We start from the raw sequence: 16,731 nt of genomic DNA on the forward strand, positions 1-16,731 counted from the left end.
GCTGGTTGGGCTGGAGGTCTTCCGGAGACGGGAGGCCTTTTTCGTTGGCACGCTCCCAAGGAATGACCCGAGGGAGCCTCTGTTTGAGGAGACTGCGATGCGCACCGGCGTGATCGCGAAGAAGATGGGGATGACCCGGCTGTTTCAGGAGGATGGGCGCCATGTGCCCGTGACCGTCCTGCAGCTCGAGGGTCTTCAGGTTATTGCGCGCCGCACGGCCGACAATGACGGCTACACCGCCGTCCAGCTCGGTGCCGGCGCCGCCAAGGCGAAGAATGTCGCCAAGCCGCAGCGCGGCCATTTCGGCAAGGCCGAAGTGGAGCCGAAGGCGGTGGTGTGCGAGTTCCGCGTCACCGAGGACAACCTGCTCGACGTGGGTGCCGAGATTTCGGCCGACCATTACGTCGCGGGCCAGCTCGTCGACATCCAGGGTCGCACGCAGGGCAAGGGCTTCGCCGGCGCCATGAAGCGTTGGGGCTTCGGCGGTCTGCGCGCCACCCACGGCGTGTCCGTCTCGCACCGTTCGCACGGTTCGACCGGTAACCGCCAGGATCCGGGCAAGGTCTTCAAGAACAAGAAGATGGCCGGCCACATGGGCGACCGTAACCGCACCCAGCAGAACCTCGAGATCGTGCGCACCGACGCCGCTCGCGGCCTGCTCTTCGTGAAGGGTTCGGTGCCCGGCTCGAAGGGTGGCTGGCTGTTCGTGAAGGACGCCGTGAAGGAAGCGCTGCCCGAGGGCGTGCCGTTCCCCGCCGCCCTGATCGATCGCAAGGCCCCGGTGGTCGAGCACGCTCCGGCCGGCATGGTCGACGATGGCGCGATCCACGAGATTCCCGCGCTGCCGGGTGACGACGAAGTCGCCGCCGGTGTCGCCGCCGCCGACGCGCACGCTGCCGAAGAGGCGCAGGCCGAGGCGAACAACGCCGAGATCGGTTCCGAGGCGGATGCCGCCAAGGGCGCCGACGAGAGCAAGGAAGGCTGAGCACCATGAAGATCAAGGTTCTCAAGCTCGACGCCAGCTCCGCCGGCGACATCGAGCTCAACGATGCGGTGTTCGGCCTCGAGCCGCGCGCCGATATCCTCCACCGCGTGGTGACCTGGCAGCTCGAAAAGCGCCGCGGCACCGCCCGTCCGACCCGCGAGCGTGCCGACGTGGCGCGTTCGGGCAAGAAGCTGGGCAACCAGAAGGGCGGCGGTTCGGCCCGTCACGGTGATCGCCGCGCCCCCGTCTTCATCGGCGGTGGTAAGGCCCACGGTGCCCGCCTGCGTGACTTCAACCCGTCGCTGAACAAGAAGGTTCGCGCGCTGGGCCTGAAGATGGCGCTGTCGGCGAAGGCCAAGGACGGCTCGCTGATCGTCGTCGACGCGCTCGACGTCGCCGAGGGCAAGACCAAGACGCTGGCTGGCCAGCTCGCCGGTCTCGGCTTCGGCAAGAAGGCGCTGGTGATCGACGGCGAGGCGCTCAACGTCTCGTTCGCGCACGCCTCGTCCAACCTGAAGGGTGTCAACCTGCTGCCGGCGATCGGCGCCAACGTGTACGACATCCTGAACCATGACACGCTCGTGCTGACGCGCGCCGCTGTCGAGAAGCTGGAGGCGCGCTTCCATGGCTAAGAAGCAGGAGCAGGGCGCGATCGACATTCGTCACTATGACGTGATCGTAGGCCCGCACATCACCGAGAAGTCCACCCTGGTGTCCGAGAACAACGCCGTTGTTTTCAAGGTCGCCGGTGACGCCACCAAGCCCGCCATCAAGGCTGCCGTTGAGGCGCTTTGGGGCAAGAAGGTGGTCAGCGTGAACACGATCACCGTCAAGGGCAAGACCAAGCGCTGGAAGGGTGCTCCCTACCAGCGTTCGGACTTCAAGAAGGCAATCGTCCGCCTCGCCGAAGGCGAGTCGATCGACGTCACCGAAGGGGTGCGCTGATCATGGCGTTGAAGCATTATAATCCGACCTCGCCGGCGCGGCGCGGCCTGATCCTCGTGGACCGCTCGGCGCTCCACAAGGGCAAGCCGGTCAAGGCGCTCACCGAGGGCCTGCGCAAGTCGGGCGGCCGCAACAACATGGGCCACGCGACTGCGCGCGGCATCGCGGGCGGCCACAAGCAGAAGTATCGCATCGTCGACTTCAAGCGCCGCAAGTGGGACCAGCCCGCGACCGTCGAGCGTCTCGAGTACGATCCGAACCGTTCGGCCTTCATCGCTCTGGTGAAGTATGAGGACGGCGAACTGGCGTACATCCTGGCGCCGCAGCGTCTGGCGGCCGGCGACACCATCGTCGCAGGCAAGAAGACCGACGTGAAGCCGGGCAACGCCATGGAAATCGGCCAGACCCCGGTCGGCACGATCGTCCACAATGTCGAGCTGAAGCCCGGCAAGGGTGGCCAGATCGCCCGCGCCGCCGGCACCTACGTGCAGGTGGTGGGTCGCGATCGCGGCATGGTGATCGTTCGCCTTAACTCGGGCGAGCAGCGCTTCATCCGCTCGGACTGCATGTGCACCATCGGTGCGGTGTCCAACCCCGACAACGGCAACACCAACCTGGCGAAGGCCGGTCGCAACCGCTGGCTCGGCTATCGTCCGCTCACCCGCGGCGTCGCCAAGAACCCGGTCGACCACCCGCACGGCGGTGGTGAAGGCCGGACCTCGGGCGGCCGTCATCCGGTCACGCCGTGGGGCAAGCCGACCAAGGGTGCCAAGACCCGCCACAACAAGGCGACGGACAAGATGATCATCCGTAGCCGCCACGCGAAGAAGAAGAGGTAATCGAGATGGCTCGTTCCGTCTGGAAGGGTCCGTTCGTGGACCTCAGCCTGCTCCGCAAGGCGCAGACCGCGCAGGAGAATTCCACGCGCGCGCCGATCAAGACCTGGTCGCGCCGCTCGACGATCCTGCCGGATTTCGTCGGCCTGACCTTCAGCCTGTACAATGGCCGCAAGTTCGTGCCGATCACCGTCAACGAGGACATGGTCGGTCACAAGCTGGGTGAGTTCGCGCCGACGCGCTACTTCCCCGGCCACGCTGCCGACAAGAAGGGCAAGCGCTGATGTCGAAGCCTGCATCCCCCCGCAAGGTCGGTGAGAAGGAGGCCCTTGCGGTCGCCACCTCCGTCCGCGGCTCGCCGCAGAAGCTCAACCTTGTCGCGGGCCTGATCCGCAACAAGAAAGCCGGCGACGCGCTGAACATCCTTCAGTTCTCGACCAAGGCGATGGCCGTCGATGTGCGCAAGTGCCTCGCCTCCGCGATCGCCAACGCCGAGAACAACCACAATCTCGACGTCGACGCGCTGGTCGTGAAGGAAGCGTCGGTCGGCAAGGGCCTCGTCATGAAGCGCTTCGCCACCCGCGCCCGTGGCCGTTCGGCCCGCATCGTCAAGCCGTTCTCGCGGCTGCGCATCGTCGTGCGCGAGCAGGAGGCCGAATAATGGGTCACAAGTCCAATCCGATCGGCATGCGCCTGCAGATCAATCGTACCTGGGACAGCCGCTGGTACGCTGACGGCGCCGATTACGGCAACATGCTGCTCGAGGATCTCCGCATCCGCCAGTACATCTTCAAGACGCTGCCGCAGGCCGCGATCTCGAAGGTGGTGATCGAGCGCCCGGCGAAGCTGTGCCGCATTTCGATCTACGCGGCCCGCCCCGGTGTGATCATCGGCAAGAAGGGCGCGGACATCGAAAAGCTGCGCCGCGCACTCGGCAAGATGACGGCGGCCGACGTGTCGCTGAACATCGTCGAGATCCGCAAGCCGGAGATCGATTCGAAGCTCGTCGCGCAGTCGGTCGCCGACCAGCTGGAGCGCCGCGTGGCGTTCCGCCGCGCGATGAAGCGCGCCGTGCAGTCGGCTCTCCGCCTCGGCGCCGAGGGCATCCGCATCACCTGCGCCGGCCGTCTGGGCGGCGCGGAGATCGCGCGCACCGAATGGTATCGTGAGGGCCGGGTGCCGCTGCACACGCTCCGCGCGAATATCGATTACGCCGAAGCCGAGGCGCACACCGCCTACGGCGTGTGCGGTATCAAGGTCTGGATCTTCAAGGGTGAGATCCTGGGCCACGATCCGCTCGCGCAGGATCGGCTGATGATGGAAGCTCAGACGTCCGGAGTTCGTCCGGCGCGCTGATAGGGATCGCTCCCTCTCACGCTGCCTGATCGACCGTCGTCACGGTGTCAGAAGGTAAGTAAGACATGCTGCAACCGAAGCGCACCAAGTTCCGCAAGGCCTTCAAGGGCCGTATCCATGGCGATGCCAAGAGCGGAACCACGCTGAACCAGGGCGCCTATGGCCTGAAGGCCATGGAGCCCGAGCGGATCACCGCTCGCCAGATCGAAGCGGCTCGCCGCGCGATCACCCGCCACATCAAGCGCCAGGGCCGCCTGCACATCCGCATTTTCCCGGACGTGCCGGTGTCGTCGAAGCCGGCCGAAGTCCGCATGGGCTCGGGCAAGGGTTCGCCGGAATTCTGGGTCGCCCGCGTGAAGCCGGGCCGCATCCTGTTCGAGCTGGAAGGCGTTGCCGGCCCGCTCGCGGCCGAGGCGTTCAGCCGCGCGGCCGAGAAGCTGCCGATCAAGGTCAAGGTCGTGGCCCGCCTCGGCGATACCACTCACCTCGCTGGGGAAGACTGAGCCATGGCGAAGAAGATCGATACCGTCGGCCAGACCGACGACCAGCTGAACACCCAGCTGTCCGAGCTGAAGCGCGAGCAGTTCAACCTGCGCTTCCAGGCCGCCACCGGCCAGCTCGAGAAGCCGAGCCGCGTGCGCGAGGTCCGCAAGGACATCGCCCGCATCAAGACCGCCCAGACGCAGCGTGCCGCTGCGGCGAAGTCGTAAGGAGTAGCCAGCCATGCCGAAGCGCGTGCTGACCGGAACGGTGGTCTCCGACAAGACCGACAAGACCGTGGTCGTCTCCGTGGAGCGTCGTGTGAAGCACGAACTCTACGGCAAGATCATCAAGCGGTCGAAGAAGTATCACGCTCATGACGAGACGAACCAGTTCCACACCGGTGAGACTGTTCGCATCGAGGAGTGCGCGCCGATCTCGAAGCTGAAGACCTGGAAGGTGATCGACCGCATCGGTGCGGAAATCGCCGTCCCGGTTCCCACCGACAACGCGTAAGGGAAGGGCTGAACCATGATCCAGATGCAGTCCAACCTCGACGTCGCCGACAACTCGGGCGCCAAGCGCGTCCAGTGCATCAAGGTGCTCGGCGGCTCGAAGCGTCGCTTCGCGACGGTCGGCGACATCATCGTCGTGTCGATCAAGGAAGCCGCTCCGCGCGGCAAGGTGAAGAAGGGTGACGTGCACCGCGCCGTCATCGTCCGCACCGCCAAGGACATCCACCGTGCGGACGGCTCGACCATCCGCTTCGACGGCAATGCCGCCGTCCTCGTCAACAAGAACGAGGAGCCGATCGGCACCCGCATCTTCGGCCCGGTCGTTCGCGAGCTTCGCGCCCGGAACCACATGAAGATCATCTCGCTCGCGCCCGAGGTGCTGTGAAATGTCGGCTCTGAAGATCAAGAAGGGTGACCAGGTCGTCGTCCTGTCCGGTAAGGACAAGGGCAAGACCGGAACCGTCACCAAGGCGATGCCTGCCGAGGGCAAGGTGATCGTCGGCGGCATCAATGTCGCGACCCGCCACCGCAAGCCGACCCAGGCGAACCCGCAGGGTGGCCTGGAGCGGATCGAGGCTCCGCTGCACGTATCCAAGGTCGCGATCGCGACGGCGGACGGCAAGCCGACCCGCGTCCGCTTCGAGACGCAGGACGGCAAGAAGGTCCGCGTGGCCGTGAAGACCGGGGAGAAGATCGATGGCTGATGCTTACAAGGCTCGCCTTCAGAAGCTCTACGAGGACACCATCGTGAAGGCGATGACCGAGAAGTTCGGTTACGCCAACCCGATGATGGTCCCGAAGATCGAGAAGATCGTGATCAACATGGGTGTCGGCGACGCCACCCAGGACAAGAAGCGGGTGGATCAGGCCGCGGCCGAGATGGAACTCATCTCGGGCCAGAAGCCGGTGATCACCAAGGCGAAGAAGTCGATCGCGCAGTTCAAGCTGCGTGAGGGCATGCCGATCGGTTGCAAGGTCACCCTGCGCCGTGAGCGTATGTACGAGTTCCTCGATCGCTTCGTGACCATCGCGCTGCCGCGCGTCCGCGATTTCCGGGGCCTGAACCCGAAGTCGTTCGACGGCAAGGGCAATTACGCGACCGGCCTCAAGGAGCAGCTGATCTTCCCGGAGATCAGCTACGACAAGGTCGACCGCATCCGTGGCATGGACGTGATCGTCACGACCACCGCCAACACCGACGACGAAGCTCGCGAACTGCTGCGTCTGTTCGGCTTCCCCTTCGTGGGTGATGCCGATCAGAAGCAGGCGGCCTGAGCTAGGAAAGAGAACTTAAGTCATGGCGAAACTGAGTTCCGTGCTGAAGAACGAGCGCCGCCGCGCGCTCGTCAAGAAGACTGCTCCGAAGTACGCGAAGCTGAAGGCGATCGCGAACGACAAGAGCGCGGATGAGGGCGAGCGTCTGATCGCGCGCCTGAAGATGGCGGAGCTGCCGCGCAACGGCAACCCGACCCGCATCCGCAACCGTTGCGAGATGACTGGTCGTCCGCGCGGTTATTACCGCAAGTTCAAGCTCGCGCGCGTCATCCTGCGGGATCTCGCGAACAAGGGGATGATCCCCGGCGTGACCAAGTCGAGCTGGTGAGGGTTTAAAGATGGCGATCAACGATCCCGTGGGCGATCTGCTCACCCGCATCCGCAACGGCCAGCGCGCCCGCAAGGATTCCGTGCTGACCCCGGCGTCCAAGCTGCGCACCCGCGTGCTCGACGTTCTCCAGCGTGAGGGCTACATCCGTGGCTACTCCGACGAGACGCTGAACGAGCATCCGGGCATCCGTATCGAGCTCAAGTATTTCGAGGGCCAGCCCGCGATCCAGCATATCGCGCGCGTCTCGAAGCCGGGCCGTCGCGTCTACAGCGGCTCCAAGGAGTTGCCGCGCGTTCGCAACGGCCTGGGCATCACCATCGTCTCGACGCCCAAGGGCGTTCTCTCCGACGCGGAAGCGCGCGAGCAGAACGTGGGCGGCGAGGTTCTCGCGGAGGTCTTCTGATGAGCCGCATCGGCAAGAAGCCGGTCATCGTGCCGGCCGGCGTCACCGCTTCGATCGGTGACGGCAAGCTTTCGATGAAGGGCCCGAAGGGCACCCTCTCGATCGATCTCGCTTCGGAAGTCACCTACGCGATCGAGGACGGCAACGTCGTCGTGCAGCCGGTGAACGACAGCAAGCGCGCCCGCTCCTTCTGGGGCATGCAGCGCACGCTGGTCGCCAACCTGGTGACGGGCGTGACCGAGGGCTTCTCGAAGACCCTGCAGATCACCGGCGTCGGCTATCGCGCCGCGGCCCAGGGCAAGACCCTGAAGCTGCAGCTCGGTTACTCGCACGACGTCAACATGGAGGTGCCCGAGGGCCTCACCGTGGCGACGCCGGATCCGACGACCGTGAACATCAGCGGCAACGACAAGCAGGCCGTTGGCCAGTTCGCCGCCGAGATCCGTCGCTGGCGCAAGCCCGAGCCGTACAAGGGCAAGGGCATCAAGTATGCGGGCGAGTATATCTTCCGCAAGGAAGGGAAGAAGAAGTAAGATGGCCAAGCTCTCTCTCTTCGCCAAGCGCCGCCAGCGCGTCCGCACCCAGCTGCGCGCGCGTGCCGGCGGGCGTCCCCGCCTGTCCGTGCACCGCACCGGCCGCCACATCTACGCGCAGGTCATCGACGACGCGAACGGTCACACCGTCGCGGCCGCCTCGACCCTGGGCAAGGACGGCTCGGGCGCCGGCGTCACCGCCGCCGCCGAGGTTGGCAAGGCCGTCGCCGAGGCCGCCAAGGCCGCCGGCATCACCACCGTCGTGTTCGATCGCGGCGGCTTCCTGTTCCATGGGCGCATCAAGGCGCTCGCAGATGCCGCCCGTGAGGGTGGCCTGGAGTTCTGACGATGGCTGACGAGATCCAGAACGCGGCGCCGGAAGGCGCTCCCGCGGACGCCCCCCGCGAGGGCCGTGGCCCGCGTGGCGGCCGTGGCCGTGGTCCCGGTGGCGACAATCGCGGCCGTGGCGGCCGTGACGGCAACCGTGGTCGCCGCGACGACCGTCGCAACAACGAGGAAGGTGGCGAGGAGCTGATCGAAAAGCTCGTGCACATCAACCGCGTTTCGAAGACCGTGAAGGGCGGCAAGCGCTTCGGTTTCGCCGCGCTGGTCGTGGTCGGTGACGGCAAGGGCCGGTCGGGCTTCGGCCACGGCAAGGCCCGCGAGGTCCCCGAGGCGATCTCCAAGGCGACCGCCGCCGCCAAGAAGGCGATGGTCCGAGTGCCGCTGAAGGAGGGCCGCACCCTCCATCACGACGGCAACGGCCACTTCGGCGCCGGCCGCGTGACGGTCCGCTCGGCTCCGGCCGGTACGGGCATCATCGCGGGTGGCCCGATGCGCGCCATCTTCGAGAGCCTGGGCGTCCACGACGTGGTGACCAAGTCGGTCGGCACCTCGAACCCCTACAACATGATCCGCGCCACTTTCGAGGCGCTCAAGGATCAGACGAGCCCGAAGTCGGTGGCCTCGCGCCGCGGCAAGAAGATCGCCGACCTGCTGGGTCGCGGTGGCTCGCAGACGGCCGAGGCGGATGCCGCGGCCATCGTGGAGTAAAAGACCATGGCGACCATCAAGGTGACGCAGACCGGATCGCCGATCCGTCGCACCAAGGACCAGCGCGCGACCCTTGTCGGCCTGGGCCTCAACAAGATGCACCGCACCCGCGAGCTCGAGGATACCCCCGAGGTCCGCGGCATGATCCGCAAGGTTCAGCATATGGTGACGGTCGAGGGCTGAAGCCCGAGACTTCGCCGGTGAGGTGACAGAGAAGGCTCCGCTACCGAATGGTGGCGGGGCCTTTTCTCTTTCATCCTCCCGATCCGCGATGGGGAGGATGAGGACGACGCCACATCTTCGCCACCTTCGCGCGTCATGGCACACGCCGGGTCCAGGGAGCATCAGCATGAAGGCCGACAAACGCGTCTTCCTGACGCTCGACGGGTTGCGGGGCATCGCGGCGATCATGATCGTGCTGTTCCACTCGCCGGCGCTGGTCGGGCATCTGCGTCCGCAATCCGCCTATCTCTCGGTCGATCTGTTCTTCGCGCTGTCGGGCTGCGTGCTGGAGGCCTCCTATCGCGATCGCCTCGCCGCCGGCCTCTCCACCCGCGAGTTCATGCTGATCCGCTGCATCCGCCTGTGGCCAATGTTCGCGCTGAGCCTGCTCGTCGGCCTCGCCTTCGCGCTGATTCGCCTCTCGCATGGCATCGGCGGGGAGACTGCCTGGGGCATCGCCACCGCGCTGCTCACAGGCCTCGCCCTGCTGCCGACGCCGGCGATGACGGGGAAGGGCTGGGTGGTGCCGCTCAACGCCGCCGGCTGGTCGCTGATCCTCGAGCTGGCGATCAACTTCCTCTACGCCCTGTTCTGGCGGCACCTGACCAACCGGCTGCTGTCGGTCATCGTGGCGGTCGCGGGCGTCGTCCTGATGGTGATGAGCACGCGCCATGGCGGGATCGACATGGGATCGACCTGGGGCAGCATCGCGGGCGGGCTGGTCCGCGTCACCTACAGCTTCGCGCTCGGCGTGCTGATCCTGCGCGCCTATGACGGCCGCGTCTGGACCGGGTGGGCGAGCGTCATCCCGCCGCTGGCGCTGATCCCCATACTCGCGATGAATCGGGGTGGCCTGTGGTTCGATCTGGTTTCGGCGCTGGTGCTGCTGCCGCTGATCGTGTGGGCCGGTCTCAGGCTGGAGCCGGGGCCGTGGCTCGGCAAGCTGTTCCGCTGGGGCGGGCTGGTCTCCTACGCGCTCTATGCGCTGCACGGGCCGCTGCTCAAGTTCGTGCGGATGGAGATCGTCCTCCATGTCGAGCACAGCCGCGAGGCCTTCCTGATCGCCGGCCTGCTGGCGATCGCGGCCATGCTGCCGCTGTGCGCGTTGCTGGATCGCTGGTACGACGCGCCGCTCCGCCGGCGGCTGAGCGCGGCGCTGCTCCGTCCCCGCGACCGCCGGATCGCCGAACCGGCCATGTCGCTGCCCTGATTCCGGCCGAACCGGGAATCGGGTTGGCAAACGCGGCGAATCTCTCTAAGGGCCGCCGCTTCCATTCATCCGCGCGACAAAAGCGAAAGCGAGTGCACTGACATGACCAAGCTGAACGACATCCGTGACAACGAAGGCGCCCGCCACCGCAAGATGCGCGTCGGCCGTGGCATCGGTTCGGGCAAGGGCAAGACCGCCGGCCGTGGCCAGAAGGGTCAGAAGAGCCGCGAAGGCGTCTCGATCAAGGGTTTCGAGGGCGGTCAGATGCCGCTCCACATGCGCATCCCGAAGCGCGGCTTCAACAACCCGTTCGCCAAGGATTATGCCGAGGTGAACCTGGGCCAGCTGCAGAAGCTGGTCGATGCCAAGACCCTCGCCACCGACGGCGTGATCGACCATGCGGCGCTGAAGGCGGCCGGCGTGGCGCGCGGCGGCAAGGACGGCGTGCGCATCCTCGCCAAGGGCGAACTGACCGCGAAGCTGTCGTTCAAGGTGGCCGGCGCTTCGGCCGCCGCCAAGGCCGCGATCGAGAAGGCCGGTGGTTCGGTCGAGGTGATCGAGGTGGTTCCGGCCGCCGAGAAGGCCGCCGCCAAGAAGAACTCGGTCCGCGACGCCAAGAAGGCGGCCCGCGCCTGAGCCTCTCGGTCGCCTGAGCCTTTTGGTCAGACGACCGCTAGGGCTTAGACAAGCCGGACAAGTGCTTATATGGAGGCGGCGGGCGCAGCGATGCGACCCGCCGCTTTCGCTTTCGAGGATATGATTCCCCCATGGCATCCGCCGCCAACCAGGCCGCCGCCGGCCTCAGCCTCAGCAAGTTCGCGCAGGCGACCGACCTCAAGAAGCGCCTGTGGTTCACGGTCGCCGCGCTGGTCGTCTTCCGCCTGCTGAGCTTCGTGCCGCTGCCGGGCATCGATCCGCACGCGCTCGCCTCGCTGTTCGCCAAGACCAACGGCGGCGTGCTGGACTTCTTCAACAACTTCTCGGGCGGCGCGCTGCATCGCATGTCGATCGTGGCGCTGGGCGTGATGCCCTACATCACCGCCTCGATCGTCGTGCAGCTGGCCACTTCGCTGTCGCCCACGCTGGAGGCGATCAAGAAGGAAGGCGAGAGCGGCCGCAAGAAGCTGAACCAGTATACCCGCTACTTGACGGTGTTCCTCACGGCGGTGCAGGGATACTTCATCGCGGCAGGTCTCGAAAGCTGGGGCGCCTCCTCGGGCATCACGGCGGTCGTGGCGCCGGGCATCATCTTCCGCGTCTCGGCGGTGGTCTCGCTGATCGGCGGCACCATGTTCCTGATGTGGCTGGGTGAGCAGATCACCGCGCGCGGCATCGGCAACGGCGTCTCGCTGATCATCATGGCCGGCATCGTCAGCCAGGTTCCCACCATCCTCTCCAACCTGTTCGAGCAGGGTCGCACCGGCGCGCTGTCGCCGCTGGTCATCATCGGCGCGATCGTGATCGCCTTCGCGCTGATCTGGGGCATCTGCTTCATGGAACGCGCGATGCGCCGGGTGCTGATCCAGTACCCCAAGCGCCAGACCGCGCGCGGCATGATGCAGGGCGACAAGAGCTACCTGCCGCTGAAGATCAACACGTCGGGCGTGATCCCGCCGATTTTCGCCTCGTCGCTGCTGCTGATGCCGCTGACGATCGCGCAGTTCGCCGGCAACAAGGTGCAGGGCAACAGCCGCTGGAACGACATCCTGCTGACCGTCACCGGTTCGCTGCAGCATGGTTCGCCGCTGTATCTCGGCCTCTATGCCGCCGGCATCATCTTCTTCTGCTTCTTCTACACGGCCGTGGTGTTCAACCCGGAGGAGACGGCGGACAATCTGAAGCGCTATGGCGGCTTCATCCCCGGCATCCGCCCGGGCAAGTCGACCGCCGAATATCTGGATTACGTGCTGACCCGCATCACCGTGATCGGCGCGGCGTACCTGACCGTCATCTGCCTGGTACCGGAAGCCGTGATCAAGGCGTTCGGCCTGCCGCAGATGCAGATCACCGGCACCAGCCTGCTGATCGTCGTCAACGTGACGATGGACACGGTGACGCAGATCCAGAGCCACTTGCTCGCCCACCAATATGGCGATCTGATCAAGAAGGCGAAGCTGAAGGGCGGTGCTCTGCGCCGCTGACAGCCGAAGCATTCGTAGGGGAGGGATTTACCGCATGAACATCATCCTGCTGGGGCCGCCGGGCGCAGGCAAGGGGACGCAGGCCGATCGTCTGGTGAAGGAGCGCGGCATGAAGCAGCTCTCCACCGGCGACATGCTGCGCGCCGCCGTGAAGGCGGGAACGCCCACCGGCCTCAAGGCCAAGGCGGTGATGGATGCGGGCCAGCTGGTGTCGGACGAGATCGTGTCGGGCATCATCGGCGATGCGCTGGACGCGATGCCCGCCGATCAGGGCGCGATCTTCGACGGTTACCCGCGCACCCAGGCGCAGGCCGTGTCGCTCGACGAGATCCTCGACGCGCGCGGCCGCAAGCTGGATCATGTGATCGAGCTGGTGGTGGACGAGGACAAGCTCGTCGAGCGGATCGTCGGCCGTTACACCTGCGCCAATTGCGGCGCCGGCTATCACGACACGTTCAAGCAGCCCAAGGTCGCGGGTACCTGCGACGTCTGCGGCAGCCACGAGTTCAAGCGCCGCCCCGACGACAATGAGGAAACGGTGCGCACCCGCATGGCGGAGTATCGCGCCAAGACCCAGCCGATCCTGCCTTATTACGAGGCGAAGGATCTGGTCGCGAAGGTCGACGGCATGGCCGACATCGACCATGTCGGCGCGGCGATCGACGCCATCCTCGGCGAATAGCCCTAAGGCACCGCCTGATGGATATCGACGCGCTTCTCCAGCACTATTTCGGCACCGACGATCCCGACGCGATCACCGATCTCGGCTTCACGCTGGGATCGGAGCGGTTGCGCGTCGATTTCGGGACCGAGAGCGAGCCAGGCAGGCGTTTCGCGCTCTGGGTGCTGATGGCGGTGCTGGATTTCGCGCCGCTGCCCGCAGAGGCCTTCCCCAAGGATCCGGACCTGAAGCGCGCGGCGGAGGATTATCTCACTGCCGCCGAGCGGATGGAGCGCGACGGCGAAGGGGAGGACTGACCCTCCGCGTCATTGCGAGCGCAGCGAAGCAATCCAGAGCCACGGGGCGTTGCGCCTGAGGCTCTGGATTGCCGCGTCGCTTCGCTCCTCGCAATGACGAAGGAGAGGCGCCTTACCCGTTCGCGAGCGTCTTGTTGTCGATCACGAAACGGTATTTCACGTCGCCCTTGAGCATCCGCTCATAGGCCTTTTCGATATCTTGGATCGCGATCGTCTCGATCTCGGAGACCACGCCCTTCTCGGCGCAGAAATCGAGCATCTCCTGCGTCTCGGCGATGCCGCCGATCAGCGAGCCGGCGAGACTCTTGCGCCCGAAGATCATGTTGAAGACGCTGGGCGATGGGTGGGCATGTTCGGGCGCGCCGACCAGCACCAGCGTGCCGTCGCGCTTCAGGCAGCCGATAAACGGATCGAGATTGTGGCTGGCCGCCACGGTGTTCACGATCAGATCGAAGCTGCCGGCCGCCGCCTGCATCTCCGCCTCGTTCTTGGACACGATCACCTCGTCCGCGCCGAGCTTCAGCGCATCGGCCTTCTTCGATTCCGAGGTGGTGAAGGCGACGGTGTGAGCGCCGAGCGCATGGGCCAGCTTGATGCCCATGTGGCCCAACCCGCCGATGCCGACGATACCGACCTTCTTGCCGGGGCCGGCGCCCCAGTGGCGCAGCGGCGACCAGGTGGTGATGCCGGCGCAGAGCAGCGGCGCCACGGCGGCGAGCTGCTCTTCGGAATGGCTCACCTTCAGCACGAAATCGTCCTTCACGACGATCCGGTCCGAATAGCCGCCGAACGTGTTCTCGCCCTGCCCGAAAGCGTGGCCGTTATAGGTGCCGGTGAAGCCGTTCTGGCAATATTGTTCGAGGCCCTCGTCGCAGGACGGGCAATGCTGGCAACTGTCGACCATGCAGCCGACGGCCGCGACATCGCCGACCTTGAACCTGCCGACATGATCGCCGACGGCGGTGACGCGGCCGACGATCTCGTGACCCGGCACGCACGGCCAGACGGTGTTGCCCCATTCGCCACGCGCCTGGTGGAGATCGGAGTGGCAGACGCCGCAATAGAGGATGTCGATCTGCACGTCGTGGGCGCCGACGGCGCGGCGATCGATCTCGAAGGGCGCGAGCGGGGTTTCGGCGCTTTGCGCCGCATAGGCCTTGGTTGCCATGATGATGGAATTCCTCTTCGGGGAGTGAAGGGACGCTTAGGCTACCGCTGACAGCGTTGACGCGCAACCGCTCGGTACAGAAATCTTTGCGGGTCATTACTCCCTTTCCCGTGCGCTTGACAGGGGGTGAGTCGCCCTATAGGGACCGCCGATCCCAAAACCCGGTCGTCCGGCGGCGCCATTCGTGCGCACGTCGGCTGTCCTGCGTTGAGGGGCGAAGCGCTGAGATGGGGCTCCTCGCCATAGGCGCCCCGTGGAGCAGGAGAAAGAAGTACCATGGCACGTATCGCGGGTGTGAACATCCCGACCAACAAGCGCGTCGAGATCGCGCTGACCTACATTCACGGCATCGGCCCGGCCAAGGCCAAGGAAATCACCGGCAAGCTCGGCATCGAGCCGCAGCGCCGCGTGCAGGATCTGAGCGACCAGGAAGTCCTCCAGATCCGCGAGACCATCGACGCGGGTTACACCGTGGAAGGCGACCTGCGTCGCCAGACCGCGATGAACATCAAGCGCCTGATGGACCTGGCCTGCTACCGCGGCCTGCGTCACCGCAAGGGCCTGCCGGTCCGCGGCCAGCGCACGCACACCAACGCCCGCACCCGCAAGGGCAAGGCGAAGCCGATCGCCGGCAAGAAGAAGTGAGCTTGAGCCGCTGAAAGGCGGCTCGCTCTTCCCTCAGGTAGGACAGCAGAAAAATGGCACGTGAACCGCAGCGTCTTCGCCGTCGCGAACGCAAGAACATCACCGCCGGCGTCGCCCATGTGAACGCCAGCTTCAACAACACCATGATCACCATCACCGACGCGCAGGGCAATGCCATCGCGTGGTCGTCGGCGGGCATGATGGGCTTCAAGGGTTCGCGCAAGTCGACCCCGTACGCCGCCCAGGTCGCCGCCGAGGATGCCGGCAAGAAGGCCGCCGAACATGGCGTCCGCACCCTCGAGGTCGAGGTGAAGGGCCCCGGTTCGGGCCGCGAGTCGGCGCTGCGCGCGCTGCAGGCGGTCGGCTTCCAGATCACGTCGATCCGCGACGTGACCTCGATCCCGCACAATGGCGTTCGCCCGTCCAAGCGCCGCCGCGTCTGATTTCGTATCGGGGCGTGGGTCCGTCACCCGCGCCCCCGTTTCCCGGCCGCGGGTGGACGCATCCGCTTTGGCCCAACCCTTGAGGGAAAACACATGGCCGTCAACGCCAAGAACTGGCAGGAACTCAAGAAGCCCAACGGCCTGGAGAAGAAGGGCGGCGACGGAAAGCGCCGTGCCACCTTCGTCGCCGAGCCGCTCGAGCGTGGCTTCGGCCTGACGCTCGGCAACGCGCTGCGCCGCGTGCTGCTCTCGTCGCTCCAGGGCGCCGCCGTCACGTCGATCAAGATCGAGAACGTCCTGCATGAGTTCTCGAGCCTCGCGGGCGTCCGCGAGGACGTCACCGACATGGTGCTGAACGTCAAGCAGATCGCGCTCAAGATGCAGGGCGAGGGCGCCAAGCGCCTCCAGCTCTCCGCGACCGGCCCGGCCGAAGTCACCGCGGGCATGATCGCCACCACCGGCGACATCGAGGTGCTGAACCCCGATCTGGTGATCTGCCACCTCGACGATGGCGCGACGCTCAACATGGAGCTGACCGCCGCCGCCGGTAAGGGCTACGTCACCGCCGCGATGAACCGTCCGGCCGATGCGCCGATCGGCCTCATCCCGGTCGACGCGCTCTACTCGCCGGTCCGCCAGGTCGCGTACAAGGTGGAGAACACCCGCGTCGGCCAGGAGCTCGATTACGACAAGCTCACGCTGACCATCGAGACCGACGGCACCGTCACCCCGGAGGATGCGCTCGCCTACGCCGCGCGCATCCTGCAGGACCAGCTGCAGCTGTTCGTCCACTTCGACGACGGCCTGACGCTGCAGACCTCCGTCCCGCAGATGGCGGGTGTCGCGGTTCCGGCCGCCGGCGCCGAGCCGGAGCAGGACGCCAACCAGCTGAACCGCTACCTCCTCAAGAAGGTGGACGAGCTGGAGCTGTCGGTGCGTTCGGCGAACTGCCTGAAGAACGACAACATCATCTACATCGGCGACCTGGTCCAGAAGACCGAGGCCGAGATGCTCCGCACGCCGAACTTCGGCCGCAAGTCGCTGAACGAGATCAAGGAAGTGCTCTCGTCCATGGGCCTGCGCCTCGGCATGGACATCCCCGGCTGGCCGCCGGAGAACATTGAGGAAATGGCCAAGAAGCTCGAGCAGGAATATTGATCCTGCCGATCGGCTGATTGGTTTGAGGGGTTTGGGCGGTGCCCCCTTGTCACC

At 66.0% G+C, this 16,731-nt stretch carries 28 protein-coding genes; 27 read left to right on the plus strand and 1 reads right to left on the minus strand.

Annotation, left to right across the window (positions count from 1 at the left end):
- Positions 1–97 precede the first annotated feature (97 nt).
- The 24 genes from rplC (at position 98) to QGN17_RS19170 (ending at position 13,263) form a co-directional block, all read left to right on the plus strand.
- Positions 98–985 (plus strand): 50S ribosomal protein L3, encoded by an 888-nt coding sequence (gene rplC / locus QGN17_RS19055; protein ID WP_281046187.1) that lies wholly within the window; start codon positions 98–100, stop codon positions 983–985.
- A gap of 5 nt (positions 986–990) precedes the next feature.
- Positions 991–1,617, plus strand: a complete 627-nt coding sequence (gene rplD / locus QGN17_RS19060) for a 50S ribosomal protein L4 (protein WP_281046188.1) — start codon at positions 991–993, stop codon at positions 1,615–1,617.
- A complete protein-coding gene (locus QGN17_RS19065; protein ID WP_281046189.1) occupies positions 1,610–1,930 on the plus strand; it encodes a 50S ribosomal protein L23 in 321 nt (106 codons plus the stop codon). Before rplD ends, QGN17_RS19065 begins: the two co-directional genes overlap by 8 nt.
- A 2-nt stretch (positions 1,931–1,932) precedes the next feature.
- Positions 1,933–2,769, plus strand: a complete 837-nt coding sequence (rplB, locus tag QGN17_RS19070) for a 50S ribosomal protein L2 (RefSeq protein ID WP_281046190.1) — start codon at positions 1,933–1,935, stop codon at positions 2,767–2,769.
- A gap of 5 nt (positions 2,770–2,774) precedes the next feature.
- Positions 2,775–3,050, plus strand: coding sequence for a 30S ribosomal protein S19 (gene rpsS, locus QGN17_RS19075; RefSeq protein ID WP_160363206.1), 276 nt, complete (start codon positions 2,775–2,777; stop codon positions 3,048–3,050).
- Positions 3,050–3,427: a 50S ribosomal protein L22 gene (gene rplV / locus QGN17_RS19080; RefSeq protein WP_281046191.1), complete on the plus strand. Its 378-nt coding sequence runs from the start codon at positions 3,050–3,052 to the stop codon at positions 3,425–3,427. Before rpsS ends, rplV begins: the two co-directional genes overlap by 1 nt.
- On the plus strand, positions 3,427–4,122 hold the full coding sequence (rpsC, locus tag QGN17_RS19085; RefSeq protein WP_281046192.1) for a 30S ribosomal protein S3: 696 nt from the start codon (positions 3,427–3,429) through the stop codon (positions 4,120–4,122). The genes rplV and rpsC overlap by 1 nt, the downstream gene beginning before the upstream one ends.
- Before the next feature lie 65 nt (positions 4,123–4,187).
- Positions 4,188–4,625, plus strand: coding sequence for a 50S ribosomal protein L16 (gene rplP / locus QGN17_RS19090; protein ID WP_022688616.1), 438 nt, complete (start codon positions 4,188–4,190; stop codon positions 4,623–4,625).
- A 3-nt stretch (positions 4,626–4,628) separates the two neighbouring features.
- Positions 4,629–4,832 (plus strand): 50S ribosomal protein L29, encoded by a 204-nt coding sequence (gene rpmC, locus QGN17_RS19095; protein ID WP_022688615.1) that lies wholly within the window; start codon positions 4,629–4,631, stop codon positions 4,830–4,832.
- 13 nt (positions 4,833–4,845) lie between these two features.
- Complete coding sequence (rpsQ, locus tag QGN17_RS19100) at positions 4,846–5,118, plus strand: 30S ribosomal protein S17 (protein ID WP_281046193.1); 273 nt, start codon at positions 4,846–4,848, stop codon at positions 5,116–5,118.
- A gap of 15 nt (positions 5,119–5,133) precedes the next feature.
- The gene (rplN, locus tag QGN17_RS19105; protein ID WP_019831572.1) at positions 5,134–5,502 is read left to right on the plus strand and encodes a 50S ribosomal protein L14; all 369 of its coding nucleotides are present in this window, start codon (positions 5,134–5,136) and stop codon (positions 5,500–5,502) included.
- Position 5,503: 1 nt separating this feature from the next.
- On the plus strand, positions 5,504–5,821 hold the full coding sequence (gene rplX, locus QGN17_RS19110; RefSeq protein WP_281046194.1) for a 50S ribosomal protein L24: 318 nt from the start codon (positions 5,504–5,506) through the stop codon (positions 5,819–5,821).
- Positions 5,814–6,392 carry a 50S ribosomal protein L5 gene (gene rplE / locus QGN17_RS19115; protein ID WP_281046195.1) on the plus strand — a complete coding sequence of 193 codons (579 nt, stop codon included), beginning with the start codon at positions 5,814–5,816 and terminating at the stop codon, positions 6,390–6,392. Before rplX ends, rplE begins: the two co-directional genes overlap by 8 nt.
- Positions 6,393–6,414: 22 nt before the next feature.
- Positions 6,415–6,720: a 30S ribosomal protein S14 gene (gene rpsN, locus QGN17_RS19120; protein ID WP_022688611.1), complete on the plus strand. Its 306-nt coding sequence runs from the start codon at positions 6,415–6,417 to the stop codon at positions 6,718–6,720.
- Positions 6,721–6,730: 10 nt separating this feature from the next.
- A complete protein-coding gene (rpsH, locus tag QGN17_RS19125) occupies positions 6,731–7,126 on the plus strand; it encodes a 30S ribosomal protein S8 (protein WP_022688610.1) in 396 nt (131 codons plus the stop codon).
- A complete protein-coding gene (gene rplF / locus QGN17_RS19130) occupies positions 7,126–7,659 on the plus strand; it encodes a 50S ribosomal protein L6 (RefSeq protein ID WP_281046196.1) in 534 nt (177 codons plus the stop codon). Before rpsH ends, rplF begins: the two co-directional genes overlap by 1 nt.
- A gap of 1 nt (position 7,660) precedes the next feature.
- Entirely contained in the window at positions 7,661–8,005 is a 345-nt protein-coding gene (gene rplR, locus QGN17_RS19135) for a 50S ribosomal protein L18 (protein ID WP_281046197.1), read from the plus strand.
- Positions 8,006–8,007: 2 nt separating this feature from the next.
- Complete coding sequence (gene rpsE, locus QGN17_RS19140) at positions 8,008–8,712, plus strand: 30S ribosomal protein S5 (RefSeq protein WP_281046198.1); 705 nt, start codon at positions 8,008–8,010, stop codon at positions 8,710–8,712.
- Positions 8,713–8,718: 6 nt separating this feature from the next.
- Positions 8,719–8,895: a 50S ribosomal protein L30 gene (rpmD, locus tag QGN17_RS19145; RefSeq protein ID WP_022688606.1), complete on the plus strand. Its 177-nt coding sequence runs from the start codon at positions 8,719–8,721 to the stop codon at positions 8,893–8,895.
- A 166-nt stretch (positions 8,896–9,061) separates the two neighbouring features.
- Positions 9,062–10,144: an acyltransferase family protein gene (locus QGN17_RS19150; protein WP_281046199.1), complete on the plus strand. Its 1,083-nt coding sequence runs from the start codon at positions 9,062–9,064 to the stop codon at positions 10,142–10,144.
- A 102-nt stretch (positions 10,145–10,246) separates the two neighbouring features.
- Complete coding sequence (gene rplO, locus QGN17_RS19155; RefSeq protein WP_281046200.1) at positions 10,247–10,780, plus strand: 50S ribosomal protein L15; 534 nt, start codon at positions 10,247–10,249, stop codon at positions 10,778–10,780.
- Between the two features lie 131 nt (positions 10,781–10,911).
- Positions 10,912–12,285: a preprotein translocase subunit SecY gene (gene secY / locus QGN17_RS19160; protein WP_281046201.1), complete on the plus strand. Its 1,374-nt coding sequence runs from the start codon at positions 10,912–10,914 to the stop codon at positions 12,283–12,285.
- A gap of 34 nt (positions 12,286–12,319) precedes the next feature.
- Entirely contained in the window at positions 12,320–12,967 is a 648-nt protein-coding gene (locus tag QGN17_RS19165; protein ID WP_281046202.1) for an adenylate kinase, read from the plus strand.
- Positions 12,968–12,984: 17 nt separating this feature from the next.
- Positions 12,985–13,263: a hypothetical protein gene (locus QGN17_RS19170; protein ID WP_281046203.1), complete on the plus strand. Its 279-nt coding sequence runs from the start codon at positions 12,985–12,987 to the stop codon at positions 13,261–13,263.
- Positions 13,264–13,375: 112 nt separating this feature from the next.
- Here QGN17_RS19170 and QGN17_RS19175 read toward each other — a convergent pair whose 3' ends face one another.
- A complete protein-coding gene (locus QGN17_RS19175; protein ID WP_281046204.1) occupies positions 13,376–14,431 on the minus strand; it encodes an NAD(P)-dependent alcohol dehydrogenase in 1,056 nt (351 codons plus the stop codon).
- A gap of 276 nt (positions 14,432–14,707) precedes the next feature.
- Here QGN17_RS19175 and rpsM point away from each other — a divergent pair, with 276 nt between their 5' ends.
- From rpsM to QGN17_RS19190, 3 genes are all read left to right on the plus strand, one after another.
- On the plus strand, positions 14,708–15,076 hold the full coding sequence (rpsM, locus tag QGN17_RS19180; protein ID WP_281046205.1) for a 30S ribosomal protein S13: 369 nt from the start codon (positions 14,708–14,710) through the stop codon (positions 15,074–15,076).
- A gap of 53 nt (positions 15,077–15,129) precedes the next feature.
- Positions 15,130–15,519 carry a 30S ribosomal protein S11 gene (gene rpsK, locus QGN17_RS19185; RefSeq protein ID WP_281046206.1) on the plus strand — a complete coding sequence of 130 codons (390 nt, stop codon included), beginning with the start codon at positions 15,130–15,132 and terminating at the stop codon, positions 15,517–15,519.
- A 93-nt stretch (positions 15,520–15,612) separates the two neighbouring features.
- Entirely contained in the window at positions 15,613–16,677 is a 1,065-nt protein-coding gene (locus QGN17_RS19190) for a DNA-directed RNA polymerase subunit alpha (RefSeq protein ID WP_281046207.1), read from the plus strand.
- Positions 16,678–16,731: the final 54 nt, after the last annotated feature.

It is taken from the genome of Sphingomonas oryzagri, assembly GCF_029906645.1.
GTDB lineage: Bacteria > Pseudomonadota > Alphaproteobacteria > Sphingomonadales > Sphingomonadaceae > Solisphingomonas > Solisphingomonas oryzagri.